This window comes from Pseudomonas sp. 65/3-MNA-CIBAN-0223 (assembly GCF_040310425.1).
GTDB classification, from domain to species: Bacteria; Pseudomonadota; Gammaproteobacteria; order Pseudomonadales; family Pseudomonadaceae; genus Aquipseudomonas; species Aquipseudomonas gregormendelii.
Genome location: NZ_JBEOPV010000018.1, coordinates 23,826 through 49,932, shown reverse-complemented (window position 1 = coordinate 49,932; position 26,107 = coordinate 23,826). Strand labels below are relative to the sequence as shown.

General features: G+C 59.7%; 21 protein-coding genes and 1 pseudogene. 10 read left to right on the top strand and 12 right to left on the bottom strand.

What is annotated here, in order from left to right:
- Both AAEZ09_RS20775 and AAEZ09_RS20770 read right to left on the bottom strand, forming a co-directional pair.
- Positions 1-201, bottom strand: a complete 201-nt coding sequence (locus AAEZ09_RS20775) for a DUF1656 domain-containing protein (protein ID WP_045058365.1) — start codon at positions 199-201, stop codon at positions 1-3.
- Positions 191-2,326 carry an FUSC family protein gene (locus AAEZ09_RS20770; RefSeq protein ID WP_350600626.1) on the bottom strand — a complete coding sequence of 712 codons (2,136 nt, stop codon included), beginning with the start codon at positions 2,324-2,326 and terminating at the stop codon, positions 191-193. Before AAEZ09_RS20770 ends, AAEZ09_RS20775 begins: the two co-directional genes overlap by 11 nt.
- A 150-nt stretch (positions 2,327-2,476) precedes the next feature.
- Here AAEZ09_RS20770 and AAEZ09_RS20765 point away from each other — a divergent pair, with 150 nt between their 5' ends.
- The 3 genes from AAEZ09_RS20765 (at position 2,477) to AAEZ09_RS20755 (ending at position 6,935) form a co-directional block, all read left to right on the top strand.
- A complete protein-coding gene (locus tag AAEZ09_RS20765) occupies positions 2,477-3,532 on the top strand; it encodes a tetratricopeptide repeat protein (RefSeq protein ID WP_350600625.1) in 1,056 nt (351 codons plus the stop codon).
- A gap of 233 nt (positions 3,533-3,765) precedes the next feature.
- Complete coding sequence (locus AAEZ09_RS20760; RefSeq protein WP_350600624.1) at positions 3,766-5,268, top strand: ATPase domain-containing protein; 1,503 nt, start codon at positions 3,766-3,768, stop codon at positions 5,266-5,268.
- A complete protein-coding gene (locus tag AAEZ09_RS20755; RefSeq protein WP_350600623.1) occupies positions 5,265-6,935 on the top strand; it encodes an ATP-binding protein in 1,671 nt (556 codons plus the stop codon). The genes AAEZ09_RS20760 and AAEZ09_RS20755 overlap by 4 nt, the downstream gene beginning before the upstream one ends.
- Before the next feature lie 224 nt (positions 6,936-7,159).
- Here the strand turns inward: AAEZ09_RS20755 and AAEZ09_RS20750 are convergent, their stop codons facing one another.
- The 5 genes from AAEZ09_RS20750 to AAEZ09_RS20730 form a co-directional block, all read right to left on the bottom strand.
- The gene (locus AAEZ09_RS20750) at positions 7,160-7,537 is read right to left on the bottom strand and encodes a response regulator (protein WP_045058360.1); all 378 of its coding nucleotides are present in this window, start codon (positions 7,535-7,537) and stop codon (positions 7,160-7,162) included.
- A gap of 77 nt (positions 7,538-7,614) precedes the next feature.
- Positions 7,615-8,796, bottom strand: a complete 1,182-nt coding sequence (locus AAEZ09_RS20745) for a hybrid sensor histidine kinase/response regulator (protein ID WP_045058359.1) — start codon at positions 8,794-8,796, stop codon at positions 7,615-7,617.
- Complete coding sequence (locus AAEZ09_RS20740) at positions 8,790-9,371, bottom strand: chemotaxis protein CheB (RefSeq protein ID WP_350600622.1); 582 nt, start codon at positions 9,369-9,371, stop codon at positions 8,790-8,792. Before AAEZ09_RS20740 ends, AAEZ09_RS20745 begins: the two co-directional genes overlap by 7 nt.
- Positions 9,368-10,183, bottom strand: a complete 816-nt coding sequence (locus AAEZ09_RS20735; protein WP_205892586.1) for a CheR family methyltransferase — start codon at positions 10,181-10,183, stop codon at positions 9,368-9,370. The genes AAEZ09_RS20740 and AAEZ09_RS20735 overlap by 4 nt, the downstream gene beginning before the upstream one ends.
- Complete coding sequence (locus tag AAEZ09_RS20730) at positions 10,183-13,677, bottom strand: response regulator (protein ID WP_350600621.1); 3,495 nt, start codon at positions 13,675-13,677, stop codon at positions 10,183-10,185. Before AAEZ09_RS20730 ends, AAEZ09_RS20735 begins: the two co-directional genes overlap by 1 nt.
- Before the next feature lie 259 nt (positions 13,678-13,936).
- Between AAEZ09_RS20730 and AAEZ09_RS20725 the strand changes: the two genes are divergently transcribed.
- The 4 genes from AAEZ09_RS20725 to AAEZ09_RS20710 all read left to right on the top strand — a co-directional run bounded on the left by AAEZ09_RS20725 (position 13,937) and on the right by AAEZ09_RS20710 (position 17,154).
- The gene (locus AAEZ09_RS20725; protein WP_045061169.1) at positions 13,937-14,305 is read left to right on the top strand and encodes a response regulator; all 369 of its coding nucleotides are present in this window, start codon (positions 13,937-13,939) and stop codon (positions 14,303-14,305) included.
- Positions 14,306-14,396: 91 nt separating this feature from the next.
- Positions 14,397-15,692: a glycosyltransferase gene (locus AAEZ09_RS20720; protein ID WP_350600620.1), complete on the top strand. Its 1,296-nt coding sequence runs from the start codon at positions 14,397-14,399 to the stop codon at positions 15,690-15,692.
- 84 nt (positions 15,693-15,776) lie between these two features.
- Positions 15,777-16,715 carry a carbohydrate kinase family protein gene (locus tag AAEZ09_RS20715; protein WP_350600619.1) on the top strand — a complete coding sequence of 313 codons (939 nt, stop codon included), beginning with the start codon at positions 15,777-15,779 and terminating at the stop codon, positions 16,713-16,715.
- 172 nt (positions 16,716-16,887) lie between these two features.
- Positions 16,888-17,154, top strand: a complete 267-nt coding sequence (locus AAEZ09_RS20710) for a DUF2790 domain-containing protein (RefSeq protein ID WP_350600618.1) — start codon at positions 16,888-16,890, stop codon at positions 17,152-17,154.
- Between the two features lie 74 nt (positions 17,155-17,228).
- On the opposite strand, the gene AAEZ09_RS20705 is transcribed toward AAEZ09_RS20710, so the two are convergent.
- The 4 genes and pseudogenes from AAEZ09_RS20705 to AAEZ09_RS20690 all read right to left on the bottom strand — a co-directional run bounded on the left by AAEZ09_RS20705 (position 17,229) and on the right by AAEZ09_RS20690 (position 20,653).
- A complete protein-coding gene (locus AAEZ09_RS20705; protein WP_122840505.1) occupies positions 17,229-17,498 on the bottom strand; it encodes a DUF1652 domain-containing protein in 270 nt (89 codons plus the stop codon).
- A 294-nt stretch (positions 17,499-17,792) separates the two neighbouring features.
- Positions 17,793-18,782 (bottom strand): annotated as a pseudogene (gene ilvA / locus AAEZ09_RS20700) (threonine ammonia-lyase, biosynthetic); the annotation flags it as partial.
- A 331-nt stretch (positions 18,783-19,113) separates the two neighbouring features.
- Positions 19,114-20,265 carry a PQQ-dependent sugar dehydrogenase gene (locus tag AAEZ09_RS20695; RefSeq protein ID WP_350600617.1) on the bottom strand — a complete coding sequence of 384 codons (1,152 nt, stop codon included), beginning with the start codon at positions 20,263-20,265 and terminating at the stop codon, positions 19,114-19,116.
- Positions 20,266-20,302: 37 nt separating this feature from the next.
- On the bottom strand, positions 20,303-20,653 hold the full coding sequence (locus tag AAEZ09_RS20690; RefSeq protein WP_205892581.1) for a hypothetical protein: 351 nt from the start codon (positions 20,651-20,653) through the stop codon (positions 20,303-20,305).
- A gap of 205 nt (positions 20,654-20,858) precedes the next feature.
- Between AAEZ09_RS20690 and ku the strand changes: the two genes are divergently transcribed.
- Positions 20,859-21,731 (top strand): non-homologous end joining protein Ku, encoded by an 873-nt coding sequence (ku, locus tag AAEZ09_RS20685; RefSeq protein WP_045061163.1) that lies wholly within the window; start codon positions 20,859-20,861, stop codon positions 21,729-21,731.
- 39 nt (positions 21,732-21,770) lie between these two features.
- Here the strand turns inward: ku and lpxO are convergent, their stop codons facing one another.
- Positions 21,771-22,670, bottom strand: a complete 900-nt coding sequence (gene lpxO / locus AAEZ09_RS20680; RefSeq protein ID WP_350600616.1) for a lipid A hydroxylase LpxO — start codon at positions 22,668-22,670, stop codon at positions 21,771-21,773.
- Between the two features lie 409 nt (positions 22,671-23,079).
- Here lpxO and AAEZ09_RS20675 point away from each other — a divergent pair, with 409 nt between their 5' ends.
- Together AAEZ09_RS20675 and AAEZ09_RS20670 are read left to right on the top strand one after the other, a co-directional pair.
- The gene (locus tag AAEZ09_RS20675; RefSeq protein ID WP_082069226.1) at positions 23,080-24,669 is read left to right on the top strand and encodes an ABC-F family ATPase; all 1,590 of its coding nucleotides are present in this window, start codon (positions 23,080-23,082) and stop codon (positions 24,667-24,669) included.
- A gap of 238 nt (positions 24,670-24,907) precedes the next feature.
- Complete coding sequence (locus AAEZ09_RS20670; RefSeq protein ID WP_045061161.1) at positions 24,908-26,095, top strand: MFS transporter; 1,188 nt, start codon at positions 24,908-24,910, stop codon at positions 26,093-26,095.
- Positions 26,096-26,107 lie beyond the last annotated feature (12 nt).

The following is a 26,107-nucleotide window of genomic DNA, read 5'->3' as shown; positions in this document are numbered from 1 at the left end:
TCAGGCTCCCATCACCAGTATCAGGGCGGCACACACGCACACGTACAATGCGCCTTCGAACAGCGCCTCGTGCCAGACAAAGCGCAGCACCCCCATGCGCCGCAGGGCCCAGTCCAAGGCAAGGAAAACCGGCAGGGCCAGCAGCAGGGCCTGGGCGATTGGCGGCAGATAGACGCCGCCTACTTCCAGATCAATGGGCAAAATCAGCTACTCCTTCCACGTCCACCGTTTGAAAATGCGCCGAGTGGCGCTCCAGGAACGACACCACAATCAACAGCGCAACGCGCATACGGAACACGCTCCACAAATGTTCATGGGCGCCCGAATGCAGAGTGTCCAGGTAATCACCGAGTTGGTGCAGGCTACCGAGCACGGCAGTCAGTTCAATACCCTGGCGCCCTGCGATCAGCCGCCCGGTCTCGCGCACGGTGGCCAGCAAGCGACTTTGCACTTCGTCGTCCAGCAAACTGTTGCCCTGCCCCTGCTGTCGCAGCTGGTTCAATGCCACGCCTAATGCCATGCAGCCCAGGCTGAACTCGAAAAATGCCCTGGAGTCTTTGTCGCTCGCGGCGGGCAGCAGCCCCAGCATCATGGTGACCCTGTCGACCATGCGGCTCTCGAAGGCGAATTGCTGTTCGTCGCTGGCCGCGGCCTTCAACAAGGCATACACCTGCGCCCGATTCTCTAAGTACAGCCGGCGGATGCGCAAGGCTGGCCGGAAGGGAAAAATCAGCGCATATACACTCAATGCCAGCGCCGTGGCGCACATGTACGCGCCAGCAAATTCGAACCACTGGATGGCCGTATTCTGGCCGATCCCCGCGTTCTGCGGCCCCAGCAGAAGGAAGGTGGATAACCCCAGGCCGATCCCGGTGCCGGTAGTGGGCGGGCTGGCCAAACCCACCGCCACGGCATACAGCAAGGGCACCAGCAACAGCGCGAGCATTTCGAAGTCACTGATCATCGGCACCAGCATGAACTGATACAGCGCTGACACCACCAGTGCCAATCCCAGCCCTCGGGCATAACTCTGCGCGGCCAACAGCGGCCGCGGGAATGTCGCCATCAATGAGCAGAGAATGCCGACCAGCACCATCCCTCCGCGGGCGCCGTCCCAACCCGTCTCGATCCAGATCAGACCGGCCACCACCAACGCTGTAAAGGCCCGCACCGCGTTCATGGCCGCCAGGGTGAAATCCAGGTGCAACGGGTTATTCTGCCCGCGGAACACCGAGCTGGCGCGGCGCTCCTCCTGAATCGCATCGCTGAGCTCCAGAATCTGCCCCAGCTGCTCAAGCAGGCGTGCCTGTTCCCAGCGCAGCGACCAGCCCAGCGAGCGCAACGTCGCCGGCATGGCCTCGGTCAGTTGCTCGGCGCGATAGGCAAGCTCATCGAAGCGGTGCTGCAACAAGATGAAATGCTGGCGAGACTCGGCCGCGAGCGAACGGCCCTGCAAAGCAAGTTCGTCGAGGAATGTCAGTTCTTCGGCGCGAATCTGCAGTATTTCTTCCGGCAGTTCGCCCTCCCAACGTTCAGTCAGCAGCAGCCGCTGGTGCCGCAGAGCAGTCAGGCGTGACGTCAGCAGCACCAGCTGGTTACCCAGCAGTTGCACCAGAGCGTTGGCACTGCGCAGCCGCGGCGCGTCGAAATACAGATGACGCCGCACGCCTTCCAGGGCGCTGATTTCGCCCAACAACTGCATTTGCCGACGATGGAAATCGTCCTCGCTTTCCTCGGTGCGGATAACAGCGGCGGCGTGGGTGGCGAGCAGCTTGATGACCTGATCGATCCGGGTGAAGTAATCCCGGGCGACTGACTCCGGGCGCGCCGTGAGCAGGCTCACCACGCAGACACACGCCACCGCCAGCAAGGTCTCGGTGACACGGGTTACCGCCAGCAGGAAGATGCCATCCGGCTCGGGTACGGCGAGCAAGGCCACCACCACCGCGGTGTAACCGCTGAGCACGAAGGCCTGGGAACTGGTGTAGCGCAACAACGTCCCCCCTGCGGTGCACAGGGCCAGCCACAAGGCCAGGGTCAGAATGAATGGCAGCGGCGCCTGGGGGAAAATCGCCATGATCAGCACGGCGACCACGGCGCCCAGGGTGGTACCGATGACCTGGCCGAAACTGCGCGCCAGGGTCATGCCGCCCAGGGGTTGGCTGACGATGACCACCGCCATGATCGACCATTTTGGCTGGTCCAGGTCGAACAGGAACGCCAGGTACAGCGTGAGCAGGCCGGCGGCGATGGTTCTCAAGGCGAACAACAACACCCCTGGCCCGGGGTTGAACATTGCCTTGAAATATTGAAGCAGCGGCTGCATGGATGCGCTCGACCAGTCTTGTCCCTGCAAGCGTAGTCACTGGGGGCAGTCTGTCGATGCATTTCATTAGCACGCGTCAGGGTTTGACTCCAGGCCCTGCCTGACCGAAGCTGACGGCTTTGCACAAGCTTGTCAGCAATGGATTCCTGCATGCCCCAGTCTCGCCGCTACCTGATCATCAGCCTCTGCGCGCTGTTCGCCGTTGTGCTGGCCTGGTTCTTCCTGCGCAGCACCACCCCCGACGTCCCGCCTGCGATCAAGCGGGGTTACAGCGAGGCGCTGGAGCAGGCCCGAGCCGGCAAACCCGGCGCTGCGCGGGTGCTCTATCAACAACTGGCGCGCCCCGACATCTCCGATAAACGACGAATCTGGCTGCACGCCGAACTGCCTAACTACCCAAGCTCGGTCGCCCTCAAACTGGCGGATGCCGACTTGCTACACGAATCGGCGAAGGTGCGCGTGGCTGCCATCAAGAGCATCAGCGCCCTGGTGCCCAATGGCCAGCGCAGCCTGTTGATCGGGCCATTGCTCGATGACCGCGAACAGCAGGTGCGTTATGCCGCGGTAAATGCCTTGCTCGGCCTGTCCCCGGATGAGCTTGGCTTGTATTTCGGGCCGCTGGAGCAGGCCATCGATGCCTGGGAGAAGGATCTGCAGGCGCAACCGCCCAGCGCTGACAATTATTACCAGCTGGCTCTGCTGCATCTGCATAACGGTGACCTGAAGGAGGCGCAGCAGGCGCTGGAGAACACCCTGCAACTGGCCCCCACCAATCTGCCGGCGCTGGTGATGCAAATCGACGTACTGGACAGGCAAGGCCAGAGCGACGCCGCCCGGCTGCTGTTGGCCAAGCAGTTGAAAGCCCAGCCGGATTCGGCTTACCTGCAGCATGCCCTCGGAATGTGGTTGCTGCATCACGGGCAGAGTGAATATGCCGTTCTGGGTTTGGCCAAGGCGGTAGAGCTGGAACCGGATAACAAGGACTACCGCTACGACCTGGCTACCACGTTGCACGATGAGCAGGAACTGGAAGCGGCGCAGAAGCAGTTGCAGGAAATAGTCCAGCGCCATCCCGCCGATCGTCGGGCCCGGGTGTTGTTGATCAATTACTGGAAGGAAAGCGGGCAGTTGCAGAATGTGCAGATTCTGCTGGCTCAGCTTGAGCAGATGAACCCGGATGATCCGGCGTTGCAGCAGGGGCTTTGAGGCAAGTCGGGTCCAGTAGAAGCAACGTTAGCTTTGCTCTCACAACCCTGCATACCCAACAACGTGCCAAAGCCCTAAATCCTGAATAACCCACAACTCGTTAAAGCCCAAAATACGCCAAAACCGCAAATAGTGTGGAACCGCCGTGATGGCACAAGGTCAAGTGATCAGGCAGTCCGAGCAGGCATTTCAGGCCTGCGGCCTCGCTTCCCCTAGTCATGAGAGGGCTTTTTTTGTCTACATCTAACGAGTTGTTCAGCGCAAAGGCCGCTACCGGTATCGAAGGTCTGGATGACATCCTGGCCGGTGGCTTGTCCCGCGGACACGTTTTTTTGCTGGAGGGTGAACCCGGTACTGGCAAAACCACCGTTGCTTTGCATTTTTTGATGGCCGGCGCTCGATCCGGCGAGCGCTCGTTGTACATCACACTTTCGGAAACGGAACGAGAGTTGCGTCAGGGCGCGTTGTCCCACGGTTGGGAACTGGACGAAAGCATCCACATCTTCGAGCTGACACCTCCGGAAAGCCTGCTCAACGCCGAACATCAGCAAAGCCTGCTGTATTCCTCCGACCTGGAGCTTGGCGAAGCGACCCGGCAGATTTTTGAAGTGGTCGAGCGCGTCAAGCCGACCCGCGTTGTACTGGACAGCCTCTCCGAGATCCGTCTGCTGGCCCAGAGCTCGCTGCGCTATCGTCGGCAGATCCTCGCCATCAAGCATTACTTCGTGCGCTACGACGCCACCGTAGTGCTGCTGGATGACCTCACTACCGAATCCCTGGACAAGACCGTGCACAGCGTCGCGCACGGGGTCATTCGACTGGAAGAGTTGACACCCAACTACGGCGCCGAACGCCGGCGCATTCGTGTGGTGAAATACCGCGGCCAGAAGTACCGCGGAGGTTTCCACGACTTCACCATCATGGGTGACGGCGTGCATGTATTCCCCCGTCTGGTGGCCGCCGAACACCGCGGCAAGTACATCCGCACCCAAATGACCAGCAGCATCAAAGAGCTTGATGCCCTGCTCGGCGGCGGCATCGAAACCGGCTCCAGCACCCTCATCCTTGGCCCCGCCGGTACGGGCAAATCGCTGATTTCGATGATCTTTGCGGCAGCGGCTGTGCTGCGCGGGGAAAAGGCCGCGCTGTTTATCTTCGACGAAGAACTGGGGCTGCTGTTCGAGCGCATGAATAACATGGGCATTGACCTCAAGGCCCTGCAGGACACCGGCAACCTGATGATCGAGCAAGTCGACGCGGCCGAGCTGTCCCCCGGCGAATTTTCCCACCGGGTGCGCCGTTACGTGGATGAACGCGGAATCAAGACAGTGGTCATCGACAGCATCAACGGCTATCAGGCCGCCATGCCGGAAGAAAATGCCCTGGTCCTGCACATGCACGAGTTGTTGCTGTACCTCAACCGTCGGGGCGCCGCGACGTTCATGACCGTTGCCCAGCACGGCCTGGTAGGCGACATGCAGGCCCCCGTCGATATTACCTACCTGGCTGACACGGTGATCCTGCTGCGCTATTTCGAAGCGTTGGGCAAGGTTCGCCGCGCGATCTCCATCATCAAGAAGCGCACCGGCAGCCACGAATCCACCATCCGTGAATACCGTATCAGCGGCAAGGGCATGACCATCGGCGAGCCGCTCGATGCTTTCCAGGGTGTTCTGCGCGGCGTACCTACCTACATGGGCGCCCGCAAGCCGTTACTCGGGGACGAAGCCCCGTGACGGCTCAGGTAGCAAAGTCCGAGCGCGCGATCATTCTCGCGCCATTGGGACGTGACAGCCAGATCGCCCTGATGATGCTCAACGAAGCCGGATTTACCGGGATCATCACCCGCGACCTGACGTCCCTGTGCAGTGAGCTTGTTCTGGGTGCCGGGCTGTTGCTAATTTCTTCTGAGGCCTTGTTGGGCGGCGATCTCGAACCCCTGGTGGGCCTGATCGATCAACAGCCGGCATGGTCGGATCTGCCCATCGTATTGATGACGTATCATGGTGGCCCTGAGCAAAACCCCGCTTCGCGTTTCAGCCCGCAACTGGGCAACGTGACCTTCCTTGAGCGTCCTTTTCATCCGGTGACCTTGATCAGCCTGGTCACCACCGCCTTGCGCGGGCGCCGACGACAGTACGAAGCCAGGGACCGGCTGATCGACCTGAGTCAGAGCGAGCTACGCCTGCAGAATACCCTCGAAACCCTGGAACAACAGGTCGAGGAACGCACCGCGCAGTTGCGCCATAACGAAGAAGTCCTGCGCCAGTCGCAAAAAATGGAAGCCGTGGGACAGCTCACGGGTGGCATTGCTCACGACTTCAACAACATGTTGACCGGGATCATTGGCAGCCTGGAGCTGTTAAGACGGCGTCTGGCCCGTGGTCGCACGGACGACCTGGACGGCTTGATCGACCTGGGTGTGACCTCGGCCAATCGCGCCGCCGGCCTGACCCACCGGCTGCTGGCGTTTTCACGCCGCCAGTCGCTGGATTCCAAACCGGTGGAGATGAACGCCCTGGTGGTCTCCATGGGCGAGCTGTTGCAGCGCAGCATTGACGAAAGCATTCAGCTGGACATGCAGCTGGATCAGCAACTGTGGGTGGCCGAGGCCGATCCCAATCAGCTGGAAAGCGCCCTGCTCAACCTCGTCATCAATGCCCGGGACGCCATGCCCAACGGCGGCAAGCTGGTGGTCAAGACTCGCAACGAACACCTGGATGCGACCTTTACCGACGCCCATGCCAATCTGGCGCCGGGCGACTACGTGATGCTCAGCGTCACGGACAACGGCTGCGGCATGCCACAAAGCACCATCAGCCGGGCCTTTGACCCCTTCTTCACCACCAAGCCCATCGGCCAGGGCACGGGACTGGGCCTGTCGATGATCTATGGTTTCAGCAAGCAGTCTCGGGGTCATGTGGCCATTAGCAGCGAAGTGGGTGCGGGCACTACCGTGAGCCTGTACCTGCCGCGTTTTGGCGGTGATGTGCCACAGTATTTGCCGGTGGATGCACCTCATGCGCCCTACGCGCGAAACGGCGAGACAGTGTTGATCGTTGAAGATGATCCGGCCGTGCGAGTGCTCGTCAGCACGGTCCTGAGCGATCTTGGCTACGCCTATGTGGAAGCCGGCGACGCAGACAGCGCAGTACCGATTCTCGACTCGACGCAACGCATCGACCTGATGATCAGTGACGTCGGGCTGCCTGGCATGAACGGGCGGCAGCTGGCGGAGATCGGGCGGCAGTTCCGGCCGGATCTCAAGGTGTTGTTCATTACCGGTTACGCAGAACACGCGGCGGTGCGTGGTGGGTTTCTTGACCCTGGGATGCAGATGATCACCAAGCCCTTCACCTTCGACCTGTTGACGGCGAAGGTGCGGGAGATGATCCATATTTGAGCCTGCAGGCTTTTTTGACCGGTTTTGGCTTGGCTTGACCCGCTTTGACCGGGTTTGGCCGGTTTGTGACCGGTAGGAGCTGCCGAAGGCTGCGATCTTTTGATTTTGATTTCGGGATCGAGGGATCGCGCTGGATTATTTCAGATCAAAAGATCGCAGCCTCGTTTCACTCGACAGCTCCTACGCTGCTCCTACGCAGCTCCTGCGGGGTGTCTTCGCAGCTTCTACGACAGCATGTCCCGCATCAATTCCTGCAACACATCCAGATCGAATGGTTTGCCCAGAATGGGTGCCTTGCGGGTAATCGGGCTGTCGGTCTCGCGGATTTCCTGCGGGTAGCCGCTGATGAAGATCACCTTCAGTTCCGGTCGCAATTTTACTGCGGGCTCGGCAATCTGCACGCCGGAAATGCCACCGGGCAGGCGGAAGTCAGTGATCATCATGTCCAGGTGAGGTTTGCTCGCGAGGATAGCGAAGGCCTCCTCGCCGTTCTCAGCCTGCAGCACGCGGTAGCCCTCGCCCGATAAATAAGCGGACAACACCATCAATATCGAGGGGTCATCCTCGACGACAAGTACTACATCTTGCGCATCTTCACTCATGGGAAGCCTTTGTTCGGTCAATAGCTGCTGATACGACCGTGGGGTCGACCAGAGGTTGCGTTTATCTGGCTGATTTCCTACAGCGGCAGACAAACGCGAAACAGGGCGCCTTCGCCAATCCGGCTTTCGACCGTAATGGTACCGCCGTGGGCCGTCACAATCTGTTCTGAAATAAACAGGCCCAGGCCCAGGCCGGCGACGGCATGCTTGGCCGTGACGCGCTCGAATTGCTGGAAGATCCGCTTCTGGTTTTCTTCACCGATGCCGATCCCTTGATCCTGCACTTCTACCCGCGCCTGACCGTTCTCACTGTACACCTTCACGGCGATCGGGCTTTTGGCGCCGTACCGTAAAGCGTTGGTCAACAAGTTTGAGATCACTTGTTCGATACGAAATTCATCCCAATTGCCCTCTATCGGTTCATCGGCATCCAGGGAAACCGACGACTCGGCCGCGTCGATTTGCGGGGCGAAGTTTTGCAGCAACCCGCGCACCAGCGCCGACAGATCGAAGCGGCTTGGGCGGATCGACAGTTTCCCGGTACGAATCCGCGAAACATCCAGCATGTCTTCGATCAGGCGGATCAGACTCTTGATCTGCCGTTCGTCGCGATCGACCATGGCGTGCATCTTGTCCAGGGTGAAAGCGGCCGCGTTTTCCCGTGCCAGGTGCATCTTGCGCAGCTGGGTTTCCAGGATCAAGCCATTGAGCGGCGTGCGCACTTCGTGGGCGACGATCGACATGAAGTCATCGCGCATGCGCACCGCCTGCTCCAGTTCCAGCTGGGTACTTTGTAATTGCTGCAGCAGCGCTTCCTGCTCGCGACGGCTTTGCTCAAGCGCCTCGACCTGCTGCTTCATCGCCTTGCTCTGGCGATACAGGTCGACGAACACATTGACCTTGCTCTTGACCGCATGGATATCCAGCGGTTTGTGCAGGAAGTCCACCGCCCCGCTTTCGTAGCCCTTGAACGCGTAATTGAGCTCGCGACCGGCGGCGCTGACGAACACGATCGGAATGTTCCGGGTCTTTTCCGTGCCGCGCATCAACTCGGCCAGTTCAAAGCCGTTCATGCCGGGCATCTGCACGTCGAGAATGGCCATGGCGAACTCGTGCTGCAGCAGCAGGGACAGGGCTTCGTCGGCGGACAAGGCCTTGTAGACCATGCGGTCTTCACGCTTGATCAGCGCTTCGAGCGCCAGCAGGTTCTCCGGCAGATCGTCGACGATCAGCAGTTTGGCTTGAATATTACTTAGCATGCGATTCGTTCCAGCTCGACAAGCAGACGGCCGATGCCGTGAATGGGAAGAATGTGATCCGGCTGGTGGGTGGCCAATGCCGCCAACGGCATGGTGGACACCTGCGCCTCTTGTGGATCCTGGACGATGGTCAGGCCGCCCCGGTCCTTGACCTGTGCCAGGCCGCTGGCACCGTCCCGGTTGGCGCCGGTCAACAGCACTGCAGCGAGGTTGACGCCATAGGCATCGGCCGCCGATTCGAACAGGTAATCGATGGCCGGGCGCGAGTGGTGCACGCGATCTTCCAGGCTCAGGGAGAAGGTCCGGTCCTGTTCCACCGAGAGGTGATAACCGGGCGCCGCAAAATACAGCGTGCCCGGCACTACCGGCGTCTTGTCACTTGCTTCCAGCACCGGCATCGAGACCCGGCGGGCGAACACTTCGGCCAGATGACTGCGGCGCGCATCCGGCAGGTGCAACACGACGATGATCGGCAGCATGAAGCCTGCGCGCAGCGGGCTGAGAATGTTCAGCAAGGCTTCGACCCCGCCTGCCGAGGCACCGATCACGATGGCTTCAATCGAAGAATGGCTCATGATTTGCGGTAGATCCGTTCTTGTTTGACCAAGGGTTCGAACTGCTTGCCGAAGGCTGAAAACTCCGGTGTCTCCTTGCTGCCCAGCACCAGGAAGCCGCGGTGGCACAGGGACTCGTGAAACAAGCCGAAAGCCCTATCCTGTAGTTTTTTATTGAAATAAATCAACACGTTACGGCATGAAATTAATTGAGTTTCTGAGAACACACTGTCAGTGGCCAAGCTGTGATCGGCAAAGGTCACGTTCTCGCACAGCGACTTGTCGAAAATCGCGTAGCCATAGGCGGCCGTGTAGTACTCGGAGAACGCACGCTGGCCACCGGCTTTCTGGTAGTTAGCCGTGTAGGCCCGCACGTTTTCCATGGAAAAGATGCCTTGCTTGGCTTTATCCAGAGAGCGCGGGTTGATGTCGGTGGCGTAGATGATGGTGCGGTCGAGCAAGCCTTCTTCGCGCAGCAGGATCGCCATGGAATAGACTTCTTCCCCCGTGCTGCAGCCGGCGATCCAGATCTTGATCGAGGGGTAGGTCTTGAGCAACGGCACCACTTCCTGGCGAATGGCCAGGAAGTGCGAGGGGTCGCGAAACATCTCGCTGACCGGGATGGTCAGCAGCTGCAGCAATTGCATGAACGCCGTCGGGTCGTGCAGGACCTTCTCCTGCAGCGCCGAAATGGTCGCACATTCGAACTGCCCCAACGCGTGCTGCACCCGGCGCTTGATCGAAGCGCCGGAGTAGTCGCGAAAGTCATAGCTGTACTTGAGGTAAATGGCCTCGATCAGCAGCCGCAATTCGATTTCGGTATTGGCTGGCACTAAATGCGTTCCATCTTAGGTAACCACACTCGAATCAACGAGAACAGGCGATCCAGGTCAATGGGCTTGGCCAGGTAATCATTGGAGCCGGCCTGCAGGCAGCGTTCCTGATCATCCTTCATGGCCTTGGCCGTCACCGCAATGATCGGCAGCTTGCGCCAGCGCGGGTCCTTGCGAATCTCGATGGTGGCTTCAAAGCCGTCCATCTCCGGCATCATTACGTCCATCAACACCAGATCGATGTCCTCGACTTCATTCAACTTTTCAATCGCTTCACGGCCGTTACGGCCAATGACCACGACTGCGCCTTTTTGCTCGAGCGCGCTGGTGAGGGCGAAGATATTGCGTACGTCGTCGTCCACCAACAGCACTTTGCGACCCTCGAAGACCTTGTCGCGGCTGCGGGCGGTCTTGAGCATCTTCTGCCGTTCATGGGACAGCTGCGATTCGACTTTGTGCAAAAAGAGTGTCACCTCGTCCAGCAAACGCTCCGGTGAGCGCGCGCCCTTGATGATGATCGAGCGCGAGTACTTGCGCAGCTCTGCTTCTTCATCCCGGGTAAGGTTGCGGCCGGTGTAGACGATCACAGGCGGGAAGGAGCAGATGTCCTCGGTGGACATGCGCTTGAGCAGTTCATTGCCCAGCATGTCCGGCAATTTCAGGTCGATGATCATGCAGTCGTAGATGGTGGTGCGCAGCAGCTGCAGCGCTTCCTGGGCATAGCCAACCGCGGTGATCTCGATGTCTTCGTCGCCGATCAGGCGGGCAATGCTGTCGCGCTGCAGGTCGTCATCTTCCACCAGCAGAACGCGCTTGACCTTCTGGGTCAGCTTGGCTTCCAGGCGGGCGAAAACATCCTTGAGCTCTTCACGGGTGGTCGGTTTGACGGCGTAGCCGATGGCGCCCATGTGCATGGCAGCTTCCACTCGATCCTCTACCGAAATCACGTGCACCGGGATATGCCGCGTGTCTGCGTGCTCCTTGAGGCGCTGCAGCACGGTCAGGCCGGAATGGTCTGGCAGGCGCATGTCCAGCAGGATCGCGTCCGGGATGTACTCCCTGGCCAGGTTGTAACCTTCGTCGGCGCCATGGGCAACCAGGCACTGATAGCCCAGCTCATGCGCCAGGTCGTAAAGAATGTGAGCGAAATTCGGCTCGTCCTCCACCACCAGGATGCAACGCGTGGCAAACGGCGCCTTGCTGCGGTCATCGTTGAAGCTTGGGATGTCGATCGGGGCAATCAACGGTGCCAGCGCAGGCGGCGCGGCGACTTTGTGCGAGACCGCCACGGGCGCCGGAGCTACCGGCGAGACAGGGCTTTCACCTGGCTCGACATATTGTTGCGGCAGCAACAGGGTGAACACGCTGCCCTGCCCCGGTTCACTGGTGACGCTGATGGAACCGCCGAGCAATGCGGCCAGATCCCGGGAAATCGACAGCCCCAGGCCGGTGCCGCCGTAGCGCCGGTTGGTGGTGCCGTCGGCCTGGCGGAAGGCTTCGAAGATGCTTTCCTGCTGATCGGCGGCAATGCCAATCCCGGAATCGCGCACGACGAATGCAATGCCATCATCCGGCATGCCGGTAACAGTAAGGCTGACCGTGCCGCTCTCGGTGAACTTCACGGCGTTGGACAGCAGGTTCTTGATCACCTGCTCCAGGCGCTGGCGGTCGGTGTAGATCATCAGCGGCGAACCGTCTTGCAGCTCGATCTGGAAATCCAGCTTCTTTTGCGTCGCCAGCGGCTGGAACATCCCGCGCAAGCCGTCCACCAGGCGTGCGACGCTGGTGTTCTCGGGCAGCATTTCCAGCTTGCCGGCCTCGACCTTGGAAATGTCGAGGATGTCGTTGATCAGGTGCAGCAGATCGTTGCCTGCCGAATAGATCGACTCGGCAAACTTGACCTGCTCGGCGCTGAGGTTGTCCTGGGGATTTTCCGCCAGCAGTTTGGCCAGGATCAGCGAGCTGTTCAGCGGCGTGCGCAGCTCATGGGACATGTTGGCGAGGAACTCGGACTTGTACTTGCTCGAACGCTGCAATTCCTCGGCACGCTCTTCCAGCTGCGTTTGAGCCAGATTGAGCTCGGTGTTCTTCTGGTCCATGGCGTCGCGCTGATCGGCGAGGATCTGCGCCTGCTCGGCCAGCTGTTCATTGGTCTGCTCCAGCTCCACCTGCTGGGTTTCCAGGTGTGCCTGGGACTCCTTGAGGATGCGCGACTGCTCTTCGAGCTCTTCGTTGGCGGTCTTGAGTTCTTCCTGCTGAACCTGCAGCTCTTCATTGAGTTGCTGGGTTTCGGCCAGCACCTCTTGCAGGCGCTGGCGATAGCGCGCGGCCTCGATCGAGGTGCCAATGTTGCCGGCAATCAGCTCCAGCAACTCGACGTCACGGTCACTGAGCGGGCGCAGAAAGCCCAGCTCGATCACGCCATTGACCCGCTCATCGTCGCTGGTAGGCACCACCAACACACTGTGCGGCAGCCCTTCGCCCAGGGCGGAGCTGACCTTGAAGTAGTCACCGGGCACCTGGTCCAGGCGAATCACCTCGGCCCGTTGCGCCACCTGCCCGACAATCCCTTCATCGCTATAAATGTAGTGCTCACGCTCTTCCTGTTCCCGGGAAAACCCGTAGGACGCAATACGCTTGAGGCCACCGTGCTCTTCGCGTACATAGATAGCCGCCACCGCCGAACCGAGGTACTGCGCGCAGAACTGCAGGATATTGCGCCCCAGCACGTTTAGCGACAGCTGCCCCAGTACCTGTTCGGCGAGTTCAGTCTGGCCATTGCGCAGCCAGGCCTGCTGCTCCAAACGATTGGCGCTGGACTGCTGCGCGGCCAGGTTGGCGGCGTAGTTTTGCGACAGGTTGAGCAGATCGCGGCGGCCTATATAGGCCAGCAGCGCACTGATCCCGGCGACGAACAGCAAGTACAGGGCAATGCTCCAGATGGTGGTGCGACGCACCTCTTCATTGCGCGAGGCGCGCAACTGCTGTTCCATCTCGATCACGTCTTCGAACTGCTTGCGTATTTCATCGGTCAGGCGTTTGCCGCGCCCGGCCTTGACCGCAGCACGGTAGTCACCACTGGAACGTTGCAAATCGATCATCGATTGCGCGTAGCCGGCCCATTCAGCCTGCAGCGCCTCGAGGCGACGCAGGCGATCGGTTTGTACCGGGTTGTCACTGGTCAGTTCCAGCAAGGTGTCGAGAGCCACCTTGATTCGCGGGCGTGCGGTTTCATAGGGTTCGAGAAACTTCTCGTCACCGCTGAGCAGATAGCCGCGCATCCCGGTTTCCAGATCGACGGTCAGCTTCACCGCTTCATTGGCGTTATTGATCACCCGATCGGTATGTTCCACCCACTGGATGGTTGACAACAGATAGAGGATCAGGGACACGAAGAACACCGCACTGAGAACGCCCACACCCAATGGCAGGCTGACGTTGCGACTCAGGAGTTTACGGAATCGTTGCTCATCTACCGAAGACGCAGAGGTCATGTGGGAGCCTTGTCGAACTGTTAAAAAACAGGGAGTTTGCCCCATAACGGGCATATTGATCCAATTTTCTGACGGGTATTTCAGCAATATCCTACATTCAGCTGTTCCAGAACCAAGGAGCGGTTATCCTTCCCGCGCTTGAGCAGCTATTCTTTTTTCAGCACGAAGGGAACTTGTCGGGTCCCGCCGTTTACTCAAGCAAGACTCCGGCGAATCTGATCGACCGGCCAACGCCATTTCAATCTTTGGGAACCCTATTATGTCTTCCGCCGCGTCCATCATCCTGGTAGTCGAAGACGACGACATCGTGCGCATGTTGATCGTCGATGTGCTGGAGGAACTGGAATTCGAGGTGCTGGAGGCTGATGGCGGCGAGCAGGCGCTGGCGTTCCTGGCCAACGCCGGGCAAACCATCGATCTGATGATGACTGATGTCGGCCTGCCGGGCATGGACGGGCGTGAGCTGGCCGACAAGGCGCGTCAGCTGCGTGCCCGCTTGCCGATCCTGTTTGCCAGCGGTTACGCCGAAAACATTGATGTGCCTGAGGGCATGCACCTGATTGGCAAGCCGTTCTCGATCGATGCGCTGCGGGACAAGGTCAAGGGCATCCTGCAGGCCGCCAGCTAAACCCTCATAGCGCCAGGATCGCTGCGGACTGTGCTTTAATTGCGCGCTTTTTTCCGCATGCCCCCCTGCCCGCTTCAAGGAACCACCCTCAATGAGTCAGCACCGCGCAGCCAAAGTCCTGGTGATTGGTTACGTTTGGCCCGAGCCCCGCTCCTCGGCGGCCAGCGGCCATGTGATGCAAATCCTCGAAACCTTCCTGCAACAGGGCTGGGACATTACGTTCAGCAGCCCGGCAGGTGCTGGCGAGCACCCGGCTGACCTCACCGCCCTGGGCATTCGCCAGGTGCCGATCGAACTCAACAACAGCAGTTTCGACGCGTTTGTCAGTGAGCTGGCCCCGGATGTCGTGCTGTTCGACCAGTTTATGATGGAAGAACAATTCGGCTGGCGGGTAGAAAAGCACTGCCCCAATGCACTGCGAGTGCTGGAAACTTCAGACCTGCAGAGCCTGCGTCACGCCAGGCACCAACGCCTCAAGGAGCGCTTGAAGGCCAGCGCTGACCTCGAAGACTTCAACGAATTGTTTGCCCCCGCGTTACGGCAGGAATTCGAACTCATGGCCGATGCCGACCTGGCCAAGCGTGAGCTTGCCGCCATTTATCGTTGCGACCTGACGCTGATGATCTCCGAGGTGGAGATCGAGTTACTGGTGCAGCAGTTCAAGGTGCCCCGTGAATTGTTGCACTGGTGTCCGCTGATGATCGATGTGCCCACCCGGCCATCGACTCGCTTCGAAGACCGCGCGCATTTTCTCAGCATCGGCAACTTCCGGCATGCGCCGAACTGGGATGCAGTGCTGTGGCTCAAGACTACGATCTGGCCGTTGATTCGCCAGCAATTGCCCGCTGCCCAGCTGCACATCTATGGGGCTTACACACCGCCCAAGGCAACCGCACTGCACAACGCCGCCCAGGGTTTTCATGTGATGAACTGGGCCGAGGATGCCTTGCAAGTCATGTCCGCGGCCAGGGTGTGCCTGGCTCCCTTGCGCTTTGGCGCAGGTATCAAGGGCAAGCTGGTGGATGCGATGCTGTGCGGCACGCCGAATGTCACAACGCCAGTGGGGGCAGAAGGCATGCACGGCCTGGAACCCTGGCCAGGTGCAATTACCCGCACGGCCCAGGCGTTTGCCGACAGCGCGGTACAACTGCACAACGACCGCACCTGCTGGCTGGACGCACAGGCCAAAGGCCTCCACCTGCTCGGGCAGCGTTATCGCCAGGCGCAACATGGCCCGGCGCTGATCAGCCGAATTGAAGAATGCCGTCGAAACCTGGGTTCAATCCGGCGCGACAATTTTACCGGCAGCATGCTGCGCCATCACCAGCACAAGAGCACTCAGTACATGTCGCAGTGGATCGAAGCGAAAAACCGTCAGCCTCAGTAACCCGAGTGAGACTTCGGGTGGTCGAGGGCACGACGTACAAACGTTACCGACAGCATGTCGCAACCCTTTGAAGAGTGAATAATCATGTATCTGGTGTGTGGCGAAGCGCTGTTCGATTTCTTCAGTGAAGAAGACGTCAGTGGCCTGGCGTCCAAAGTGAATTTCAAGGCCATTGCTGGTGGTTCGCCGTTCAATGTGGCCGTGGGTTTGCGCCGGCTGGGCGTAGAGGCCGCGCTGTTTGCCGGGCTGTCGAGCGATTACCTGGGCAAGCGTTTGCAGCAGGTGTTGCAGGACGAGGGTGTGGCTACGGACTTCGTGGTGGAATTCGCGGCGCCCACAACCCTGGCGATGGTCGCCGTGGGCGCCAATGGCTCGCCGCATTACAGCTTCCGGGGCGAAGGTTGTGCTGACCGGCAGCTGCGCCTCGACCATCTTCCGCTGCTGCCGGCCTACATAAGCGGCCTGCATGTTGGCTCCTACTCGCTGGTGGTACAGCCGGTTGCCGATACCCTGCTGGCATTGGTGCGCAGGGAAAGCGGTAAGCGCTTGATCAGCCTCGATCCGAATGTGCGGCTCAATCCAGAGCCGAACATCGAACTGTGGCGCTCGCGAGTGGCGATGCTGGTGGAACATGCTGATCTTATCAAGGTCAGCGACGAGGACCTGAGCCTGTTATATCCTGAACAGGACCCGCAGCGGGTGATCGAGGGGTGGCTGGAGCATCGCTGTCAGCTGGTGTTCCTGACTCGCGGGGGCGAAGGTGCGACGGTGTTCAGTCGTCGACACGGCGCCTGGTCGGTACCGGCCTGCGCCGTGGAGATTGCCGACACCGTCGGTGCGGGCGACACCTTCCAGGCGGCGTTGATCGCCTGGCTGACGGAGCAGCAACTGGATTCTGTGCAGGGATTGCAGCAATTAGGACGCGAGCAGACTGATGCAATGCTCAGGTTTGCGGTGCGCGCAGCGGCGCTGACGTGCACCAGGACCGGGCCGGACTTGCCGTATCGGCATCAGCTGCAATAAACCTGAAATAGCAGCCTCCAGCCGACAGGTGGCATACGGCGAGGTTAACCATCGCTTAACTGTGCGGTCCAATAATTGACTGGACCGCACGCCTGCAGCTTGCCTGACAGCCCAGTGCGGACCGCTCGATCCTGATGGTCGAGCTGACCTTTGTCTGCGCTGGAGTATGCTCATGAGAATTCAAACGATATTGCTCGCCACCACCCTTGCCAGCATTTCCTGGGCCGGCATCGCCCATGCCAATGACGCAGTTACCAGCCAAGCGGTGCCCTACCATTACGGGATGCCCCTGCACGTCGCCAAGGTGATCGCCCTGACCGAACCTTCGACCCTGGACTGCAAAGTGGTGACGGCTGAAATGAAATACATCGACAACGCCGGGCAACCTGCGCAAATCAGCTATCGCAAATTGTCGGATGCTTGCAGCTTGCAGAACTGACGAGAAAGAGTCTGGCCTGTTGTCAGGCCAGACCCTTTAATAATAGTCAGATCGCCGGCGATTATCGTCAGAGATTAAAGCGCCTTGCGGTCCGGGTGCAGCGTTTGCTTGTGTGCATGGAGATCGATATCGGAGCGCAGCCCCGCAATCAGCTCGTTGATCTCTCGCCTGCCGTTAAGATGGCTGGCGTCTATACCGGATTTAACCAGGTCGACCTGATCCGTCACGCCGTCGGAAAACACTTTGATGGTCATGGAAAGGTCAGGCGATAACGTACATAAACAGCGTTTAGGCAGGAAACTGCTTTCAATGATATTGCGAAGTTCCAAGGCAGAAAGAAACATGGCGACCCTCTCCTTATTGTCAGATTGCCAGCGATAAACAGGCGCTGACTCAATGAAAGGCGCGGTCAGCTTAAGGACATCTACAGCATAATTCATGCCTCTGATTTCGCCGTGCAGCTCATCGGCAAATCAAAGGGTTAGGGAAGTTGAGCGCGCAAGCGATCATGCAAACTGCAAGAAGCAGCGTCTGGGCCACTGCAAAATGCAATCCTGCCCCGGCCGGTTGCACGAACCGGACACGGCGGCAAGAATGCGGCAATGTGTCCAGTCTCAGGCCGGCGCGCCGCATGAAGCGGCACGTTCAGCCACGTGGCGCAGGCTGTCGAAGTTGATGTTGGCGCCCGAGTCGATGGCCACCAGGGTCTGGCCACGGGCTCGGGTGCGGGCGACATACTTTTTGATACCGGCCACGGCCAGTGCACCGGAAGGTTCGGTGATCGACCGGGTATCGTCGTAGATATTCTTGATCGCAGCGCACAACTCGTCATTGGTCACGGTCAGCATTTCGTCTACGCAAAATCGACATACCTCAAACCCATAGACGCCTATTTGCGCCACGGCAACGCCGTCGGCAAAGGTGCCGACGTTCGGCAGCACCACGCGCTCATCGGCTTGCAGCGCTGCGCCCAGGCAAGCGGAGTGTTCGGACTCCACACCGATGATGCGCACTTGCGGACGCAGGTATTTGACGTATGCGGCAATGCCTGCGATCAGTCCACCACCCCCCACCGGCACAAAGATCGCGTCGAGGTCTGCGGGGTGCTGACGCAGGATCTCCATGGCGACAGTGCCCTGCCCTGCGATCACCTCCGGGTCGTCGAATGGCGAAACAAAGGTCCGGCCTGTGCGCGCGGCCAGGTCCAGGGCGTATGCCAGGGCAAACGGAAAGCTTTCTCCGTGAAGCACGGCCTCGGCGCCGCGGCTACGCACCCCCAGCACCTTCAGTTCCGGCGTCGTGGCGGGCATGACGATGGTCGCAGCGATTCCCAGTTCTCGCGCTGCCAATGCAACACCTTGTGCGTGGTTGCCGGCCGACGCGGTGATCACACCGCGTGCTTTTTGCTCATCGCTCAGTTGCACCAGCTTGTTATAGGCACCGCGGATCTTGAAGGAGAACGTCGGCTGCAGGTCCTCGCGTTTCAGCAGGATCTGGTTACCCAGGGCTTCCGACAACGCGGGTGCGGGTTGCAATGGCGTACGTACGGCCAGTTCGTAAACCGGCGCCGCGAGGATCTTCTTGACGTAATGGGCAAGCAGGGCTTGCTGGTTGGCGGTGTAGGTCATCTCGGTCTCCTTTATTACCCACGTAGGAGCTGCCGAAGGCTGCGATCTTTTGCTCTTCAAAAACGAAAAGATCGCGACCTTCAAACAGCTTCCACGCCGGTAGCGGCTTTAACCCAGGAGACAGAAAGTAAAAACCCGCCTCGAGGGCGGGTTGGGTGCTGCAGTCGTGAGCTAACCCGCCAAATAAGGAATGGCGGTAATAATGCTTGGCTGGCAGCGCGATACGGTGAAAGTCATGGGTCGAAATTAGCCGGCGGCTGATGGCAAGTCAATGGCCAATTACAATCGACCCCTGCAGACTCGCCGCTCAACCCAGGGAAGGTGGGTGCATTTACTTCAACCCAACCTTGTACAACACCCCATCGCTCTCATCCGTCAGCACGTACAAATAACCGTCGGGCCCCTGCCGCACATCGCGAATGCGCTTGTTGAGCTCGCCCATCAAGCGCTCCTCGTGGACCACTTTGTCCCCGTTGAACTTCAGGCGGATCAATTCCTGGCTGACCAGTGCCCCCATGAACACGTTGTGCTGCCACACCTTGAACCGGTCGGCATCGTAGAACGCCATACCGCTCAGCCCCGGGGATTTCTCCCAGACATGGTGCGGCCCTACCGTGCCCTCGGCGGTCTTGCCGGTGGCTTCGGGAATGGGCTGGCCTGAATAATTGATGCCATGGGTAGCCAGCGGCCAACCGTAGTTCTTGCCGCGCTCGATCACATTCAGTTCATCGCCACCGCGGGGGCCATGCTCGGTTTCCCAGAGGACGCCCGTCCATGGGTTGAGCGCCGCGCCTTGGGGGTTACGCTGACCGTAAGACCAGATTTCCGGGCGCACACCGTTCTGCCCGACAAAGGGGTTGTCATCCGGTACCCGGCCATCGGGATAGATCCTGACCACCTTGCCCTGCAACTTGTCGAGGTCCTGGGCCGTTGGCCGGTCGTTGTTTTCACCCAGGGTGATGAACAGATAGCCGTCGCGGTCGAATACCAGCCGCGAGCCGAAGTGATTGCCGACCGAGAGCTTGGGCTCCTGGCGGAAGATCACCTTGAAGTTCTCCAGAGTCTTCAAATCTGCCGACAGTTGCCCGCGACCTACTGCGGTTCCGGCCTTGTCCCCCTTGCCGCCACCCTCGGCGTACGACAGGTACACCGTGCGGTCCTGCTTGAAGTCCGGGGACAGCACAACATCCAGCAAACCACCCTGGCCTTTGGCCCACACGTCTGGCACGCCGCTGATAGGTTCCGACAGCTTGCCATCGACGGTGACCAACCGCAGGTTGCCCGGGCGCTCGGTTACCAGCATGCCCTGGCGGTCGGGCAGAAATGCCAGGGCCCAGGGATGCTCCAGACCTTGAGTGAGGGTGGTGACTTCAAGCGTGCCCAGCTCGCTCTTCAATTCCTGGACTGATGCCGCAATGGCGGCGGGTGCAGTGGTGAACATGACGCTGGCGCAGAAGGTGGCCAGGAGGGATTTTCTCAACATGCACAGTTCCTTATGTCGTCAAAATAGTCAGCCAGGCTCAGCGATTGTTGGTATCGCCGTCTCTAGGGGGTGGGTTGGGGATGAACCTGGGTGGGCTGTCGGGCACAGGGCGAGTCTGCGGTGCACGATTGCCAATGCCGCCGTTGTCCAGGGTGGGTGGCCGGGGCACTGGTACGGTATTGGGCCCGCGTATGGCCGGCGCACTGGGTTGTGTGCCTTGCATGCTATTGGGGTTGGCCCGACGGATGGGGCTGTTGTAGGGATTGCTGGTACTACCCGTAGGGCTTTGCGCCAACAGCATCGACTCAGGGACCGCTGCCGCGTGGGCCTGATGGCTCAGTACGGCACTCCATGCCAGTGCGGTGCAGACCAGCACGAACCTGTTCATCGGTGAACCTCTCGACGTGGGCGTGGATAGGGTCTTCGATACCACGCTACGCCGGGGGTTCTGTTTTGTTAATCAAAACCTCGCGTCGAAGATGTAACACCAGTTGACCAGGGATGCCCCGCACCCCGGAGGGCCGGGGCATCATCGGCTGAAACTTTTGCCGAGGGATGCGGGTCACCTGATCATCACTCGCGAGTAGACGACCATGGCACGGGCAATCTGGAAAGGCGCAATCAGTTTCGGGCTGGTGCATATCCCTGTAGCGCTGGTTTCGGCGACGTCTTCCCAAGGCGTGGACTTTGACTGGCTGGACAGTCGCAGTATGGATCCGGTCGGGTATAAACGGGTGAACAAGGTCACCGGCAAGGAGGTGACCAAGGAACACATCGTCAAGGGTGTGCAGTACGAAAAGGGTCGCTACGTGGTGCTCAGTGAAGAGGAAATCAAATCAGCCCACCCGCTCTCCACCCAGACAATCGACATCTTTTCCTTTGTGGACAGCGAGCAGATCCCGCTGCAGAACATCGATAGGCCGTACTACCTGGCCCCGGACAAACGCGGCGGCAAGGTCTATGCGCTGCTGCGTGAAACCCTGAGCAAAACCAACAAAGTCGCCCTGTGCCACGTGGTGCTGCATACCCGCCAGCACCTGGCAGCGCTGATGCCGTTGGAGTCGGCGATGGTCCTGGTGATGCTGCGCTGGCCGGAAGAGGTTCGCAGTCTCGATACCCTGGAACTGGGCAGCGAAGTGACCGAGCCCAAACTGGCCAAGGGCGAGCTCGACATGGCCAAGCGCCTGGTGCAGGACATGAGCGGTGACTGGTCGCCCGAGGACTATCGCGACAGTTTCGAGGACAAGATCATGGCGCTGGTCGAGAAGAAAGCCCATGAAGGCAAGATCGAAGATGTGGAAACGGCGACCGGCGAGGAAGAACGCAAGACGGCGGATGTCATCGACTTGACCGAGTTGCTCAAGCGCAGCCTGGGAGGGAAAGCTGCTGCCAGGCCGGCGGCGAAAACCAAGTCGACGGCGAAGACGGCACCGGCGAAAAAGGCGACCAAGCGATCGGCTGGATGATTGATTGTGAAGGTGCAGTCCTGCTCGCGATGGCATTGATCAGATCAGCACGAAAACCGCGATCAAACTGCCAAATATTGCCCACTTTTCCAGATAATAGAGCTTGCGATTGCGCTTCTTTAGCGCCTTGCCGCGCAAGCGGATCTTGTAGATCTTGCCAAACAGCCGGTTGATCCCGCCCGTCTTGTCGCCCGCATCGTTCGGTGCGCCGGCTGCGGACATCACACGGCGGCTGAACCAGCCATTGAATGCTGCCGCCCAGCGATACTTCATGGGCCGCTCGATATCGCAAAACAGAATGATGCGATTGTGACTCGTGGTGTTTTCCGCGTAATGGATGAAGGTCTCATCGAACATTACGGCTTCACCGTCGCGCCAGTGGTAATTCTCGCCGTCGACATTGATATAGCAGCCCGCATCATTCGGCGTTTCCAGGCCCAGGTGGTAACGGTAGGACCCGGCATAGGGATCACGATGGCGCACCAGTCTGGACCCGGGCGGCAGCTCGGCGAACATCGCGGCTTTGATCGAGCCAATGCCCTGCACCAGTTCGGTGGTGCGCGGGCACAACTTCTTTGCCGAAGGATGGCTGTCGCCGTACCACTTGAGGTAGAAACGTTTCCAGCCAGTCTTGAAGAAGGAGTTGAAGCCGACATCGTCATAGTGGCTGGAACGCTTGATTTCACCGGCGTGAATCAGGTTCTGTGCTTCCGCGCGAATCTCCTGCCAGTGCTCCTGCAGCGGCCGCAGGTCCGGAAAGTCTGCCGGATCGAGGTAAGGTTTGTTGGGCAGTTTCGAGAACAGGTACAGCACACAGTTGAGCGGCGCGAGGAACGTCGAGTGGTCGCTCAGTTGCCGGCCTGGCTTGTGGCGCACGCGACCGCGCAGATGGACGTAAGTGATCGAGACTATATAGATGGCGGCAATGATGAGCTTCACGGAAATCGTCACAAGTCAGGAGTGAACAAACTGCATCCATGCCTGTCGGCATCAAGTAGGTGGCATTTTAGCCACAGTTGCTGACCCTGGTTAACCCGCAAATGTGAAAAACTGTCCGTTGACGCCGCCAAAGCACCCGTGTGGGCTCAATGCCCTATCGTTTCAGGTGCCAGACCAGTACAATCGCCGCCAAACATTACGCGCCCCCCTTGGTTGATGACGGGAATGACCCCCGTTTCAGCGCACTTCGACTCGGGCCAAGCGCTCCATATGCTGCTGTCCACTTATTGCCAGATGGACCTTCCGCTTCTGACCGGGATGCATTTCCCGTGGTTTGAATACCGGAAACGGGTACTGAATCGGTACTGCCGCAACCCTAGCTACTCTGAATGCTTCGCAGGAAAAACCTTTGATCTCTACAGCTAACATCACGATGCAGTTCGGCGCCAAGCCGCTATTCGAAAACGTTTCGGTCAAATTCGGCGCGGGCAACCGCTACGGCCTGATCGGCGCCAACGGCTGCGGCAAGTCGACGTTCATGAAAATCCTCGGCGGCGACCTCGAACCGTCCGGCGGCCAGGTCATGCTCGAACCGAACGTGCGCCTGGGTAAATTGCGCCAGGACCAGTTCGCCTACGAAGAATTCACCGTGATCGACACCGTGATCATGGGTCACGAAGAGCTGTGGAAGGTCAAGGCCGAGCGCGACCGCATCTACTCGCTGCCGGAAATGACCGAAGAAGACGGCATGGCCGTGGCCGAGCTGGAAACCGAATTCGCTGAAATGGACGGCTACACCGCCGAATCCCGTGCCGGTGAACTGCTGCTGGGCCTGGGTATCGGCATCGAGCAGCACTTCGGCCCGATGAGTGAAGTGTCCCCGGGCTGGAAACTGCGGGTGTTGCTCGCCCAGGCGCTGTTCTCCGATCCTGAAGTGCTGCTGCTCGACGAACCGACCAACCACCTGGATATCAACACCATCCGCTGGCTGGAAAACATACTGACCCAGCGCTCCAGCCTGATGATCATCATCTCTCACGACCGTCACTTCCTGAACAGCGTATGTACTCACATGGCTGACCTGGATTACGGCGAGCTGCGCCTGTTCCCGGGCAACTACGACGAGTACATGACCGTGGCGACCCAGTCCCGCGAGCAGCTGCTGTCTGACAACGCCAAGAAGAAAGCGCAAATTTCAGAACTGCAGTCGTTCGTCAGCCGCTTCTCGGCCAACGCCTCGAAAGCCAAGCAGGCCACTTCCCGCGCCAAGGCGATCGACAAGATCCAGCTGGCCGAGGTCAAGCCATCGAGCCGCGTGAGCCCGTTCATCCGTTTCGAGCAAACCAAGAAGCTGCACCGTCAGGCAGTGATTGTCGAGCGCATGGCCAAAGGCTTCGACGGCAAGCCGCTGTTCAAGGAGTTCAGCTTCCAGGTTGAAGCCGGCGAGCGCGTAGCGATTATCGGCCCGAACGGCATCGGCAAAACCACCCTGCTGCGCACCCTGGTCAACGAGCTGACCCCGGACGCCGGTACCGTGAAGTGGACCGACGCCGCGGAACTGGGCTACTACGCCCAGGACCACGCGCACGACTTCGAGGACGACTGCAACCTGTTCGACTGGATGGGCCAGTGGACCCAGGGCGGCGAACAAATCGTTCGCGGCACCCTCGGCCGGATGCTGTTCTCCAACGACGAGATCCTCAAGTCGGTCAAGGTCATCTCAGGTGGTGAGCAAGGTCGCATGCTGTTCGGCAAGCTGATCCTGCAAAAGCCGAACGTGCTGATCATGGACGAACCCACCAACCACTTGGACATGGAATCCATCGAGGCGCTGAACCTGGCGCTGGAGAACTACCCGGGCACGCTGATTTTTGTCAGCCACGACCGCGAGTTCGTATCGTCCCTGGCAACCCGCATCATCGAGCTGAGCCCTAGCGGCGTGATCGACTTTAGCGGCACCTATGACGATTACCTGCGCAGTCAGGGCGTGGTGTTTTAAGAGCAGCTATTAGTTTCAAGCTGCAAGTTGCAAGTAAAAGCCCTGTCCTGGTGACGGGGTTTTTTATTGTTTGAAGATCAAAAGATCGCAGCCTTCGGCAGCTCCTACCTTGGAATGCGCCCTCTGTAGGAGCTGCCGAAGGCTGCGATCTTTTGATCTTGATCGTTAGCCTGCTTCCTTTTGTTTCTCGCCCGCGCCATGATGCAGCTCTCCCTCCGCCGCCCGCGAACGAGCCCTCATGTCTGCGCAGCAACTGCCACCGCAAAGCTCCATGGCGATCACCCTGCAGATCGTCTCCATCGTCTTCTACACCTTCGTCGCTTTCCTGTGCATCGGCCTGCCGATCGCCGTGCTGCCGGGCTACGTCCATGACCAGCTGGGGTTCAGCGCCATAGTCGCTGGCCTGACCATTGGCTGCCAGTACCTGGCTACCCTGCTCAGCCGGCCGATGGCCGGGCGCATGTCGGACACTGTCGGCACCAAGCGGGCGATCGTCTACGGATTGTCGGGCATTGTCCTGAGTGGCCTGCTGACCTGGCTGTCGACACTCCTGCAAAGCACGCCGCTGCTGAGCCTGTTGATTCTGATTGCCGGGCGTTTGTTGCTGGGGATCGCCCAGGGTCTGATCGGCGTCGGCACCATCAGCTGGTGCATGGGCCAGGTGGGCGCTGAACACACTGCGCGCTCCATTTCCTGGAACGGCATCGCTTCCTATGGCGCAATCGCCATCGGTGCGCCCCTGGGCGTGGTGATGGTCGGCCAGCTGGGTTTCGCCAGCCTGGGAATCGCCCTGTCATTGCTGGCGGGGGGCGCGCTGTTGCTGATTCGCAACAAACCTTCAGTACCAGTGATCCGCGGCGAGCGCCTGCCATTCTGGGCGGTGTTCGGGCGGATCGCACCGTTCGGGGCCAGCCTGAGCCTGGCGTCGATCGGCTATGGCACTCTGACCACCTTCATCACCCTGTACTACGTGAACCGTGGCTGGACAGGTGCGGCGTATTGCCTGACGGTGTTCGGCGTGTGCTTCATCCTGGCCCGGGTGCTGTTCATTTCCAGCATCAGCCGTTTTGGCGGCTTCAATTCAGCTATCGCCTGCATGTGCATTGAAGTTGTGGGGCTGGTATTGCTCTGGCTCGCGCCCTCCACTGGCTATGCCTTGCTCGGCGCAGGGCTGACGGGGTTCGGCCTGTCCCTGGTGTACCCGGCGCTGGGGGTGGAGGCGATCAAGCAGGTACCAAACTCCAGTCGCGGCGCGGGCTTGAGTGCCTACGCGGTGTTCTTCGACCTCGCTCTGGCGATAGCCGGGCCATTGATGGGTGCCATTGCATTGAACCTGGGGTATTCGTGGATCTTCTTCTGCGCAGCCCTGCTGTCAGCGACAGGACTGGGACTCACCCTGCTGCTCAAACGTCGGGCAATGGCTTAAGCCCTATATCGC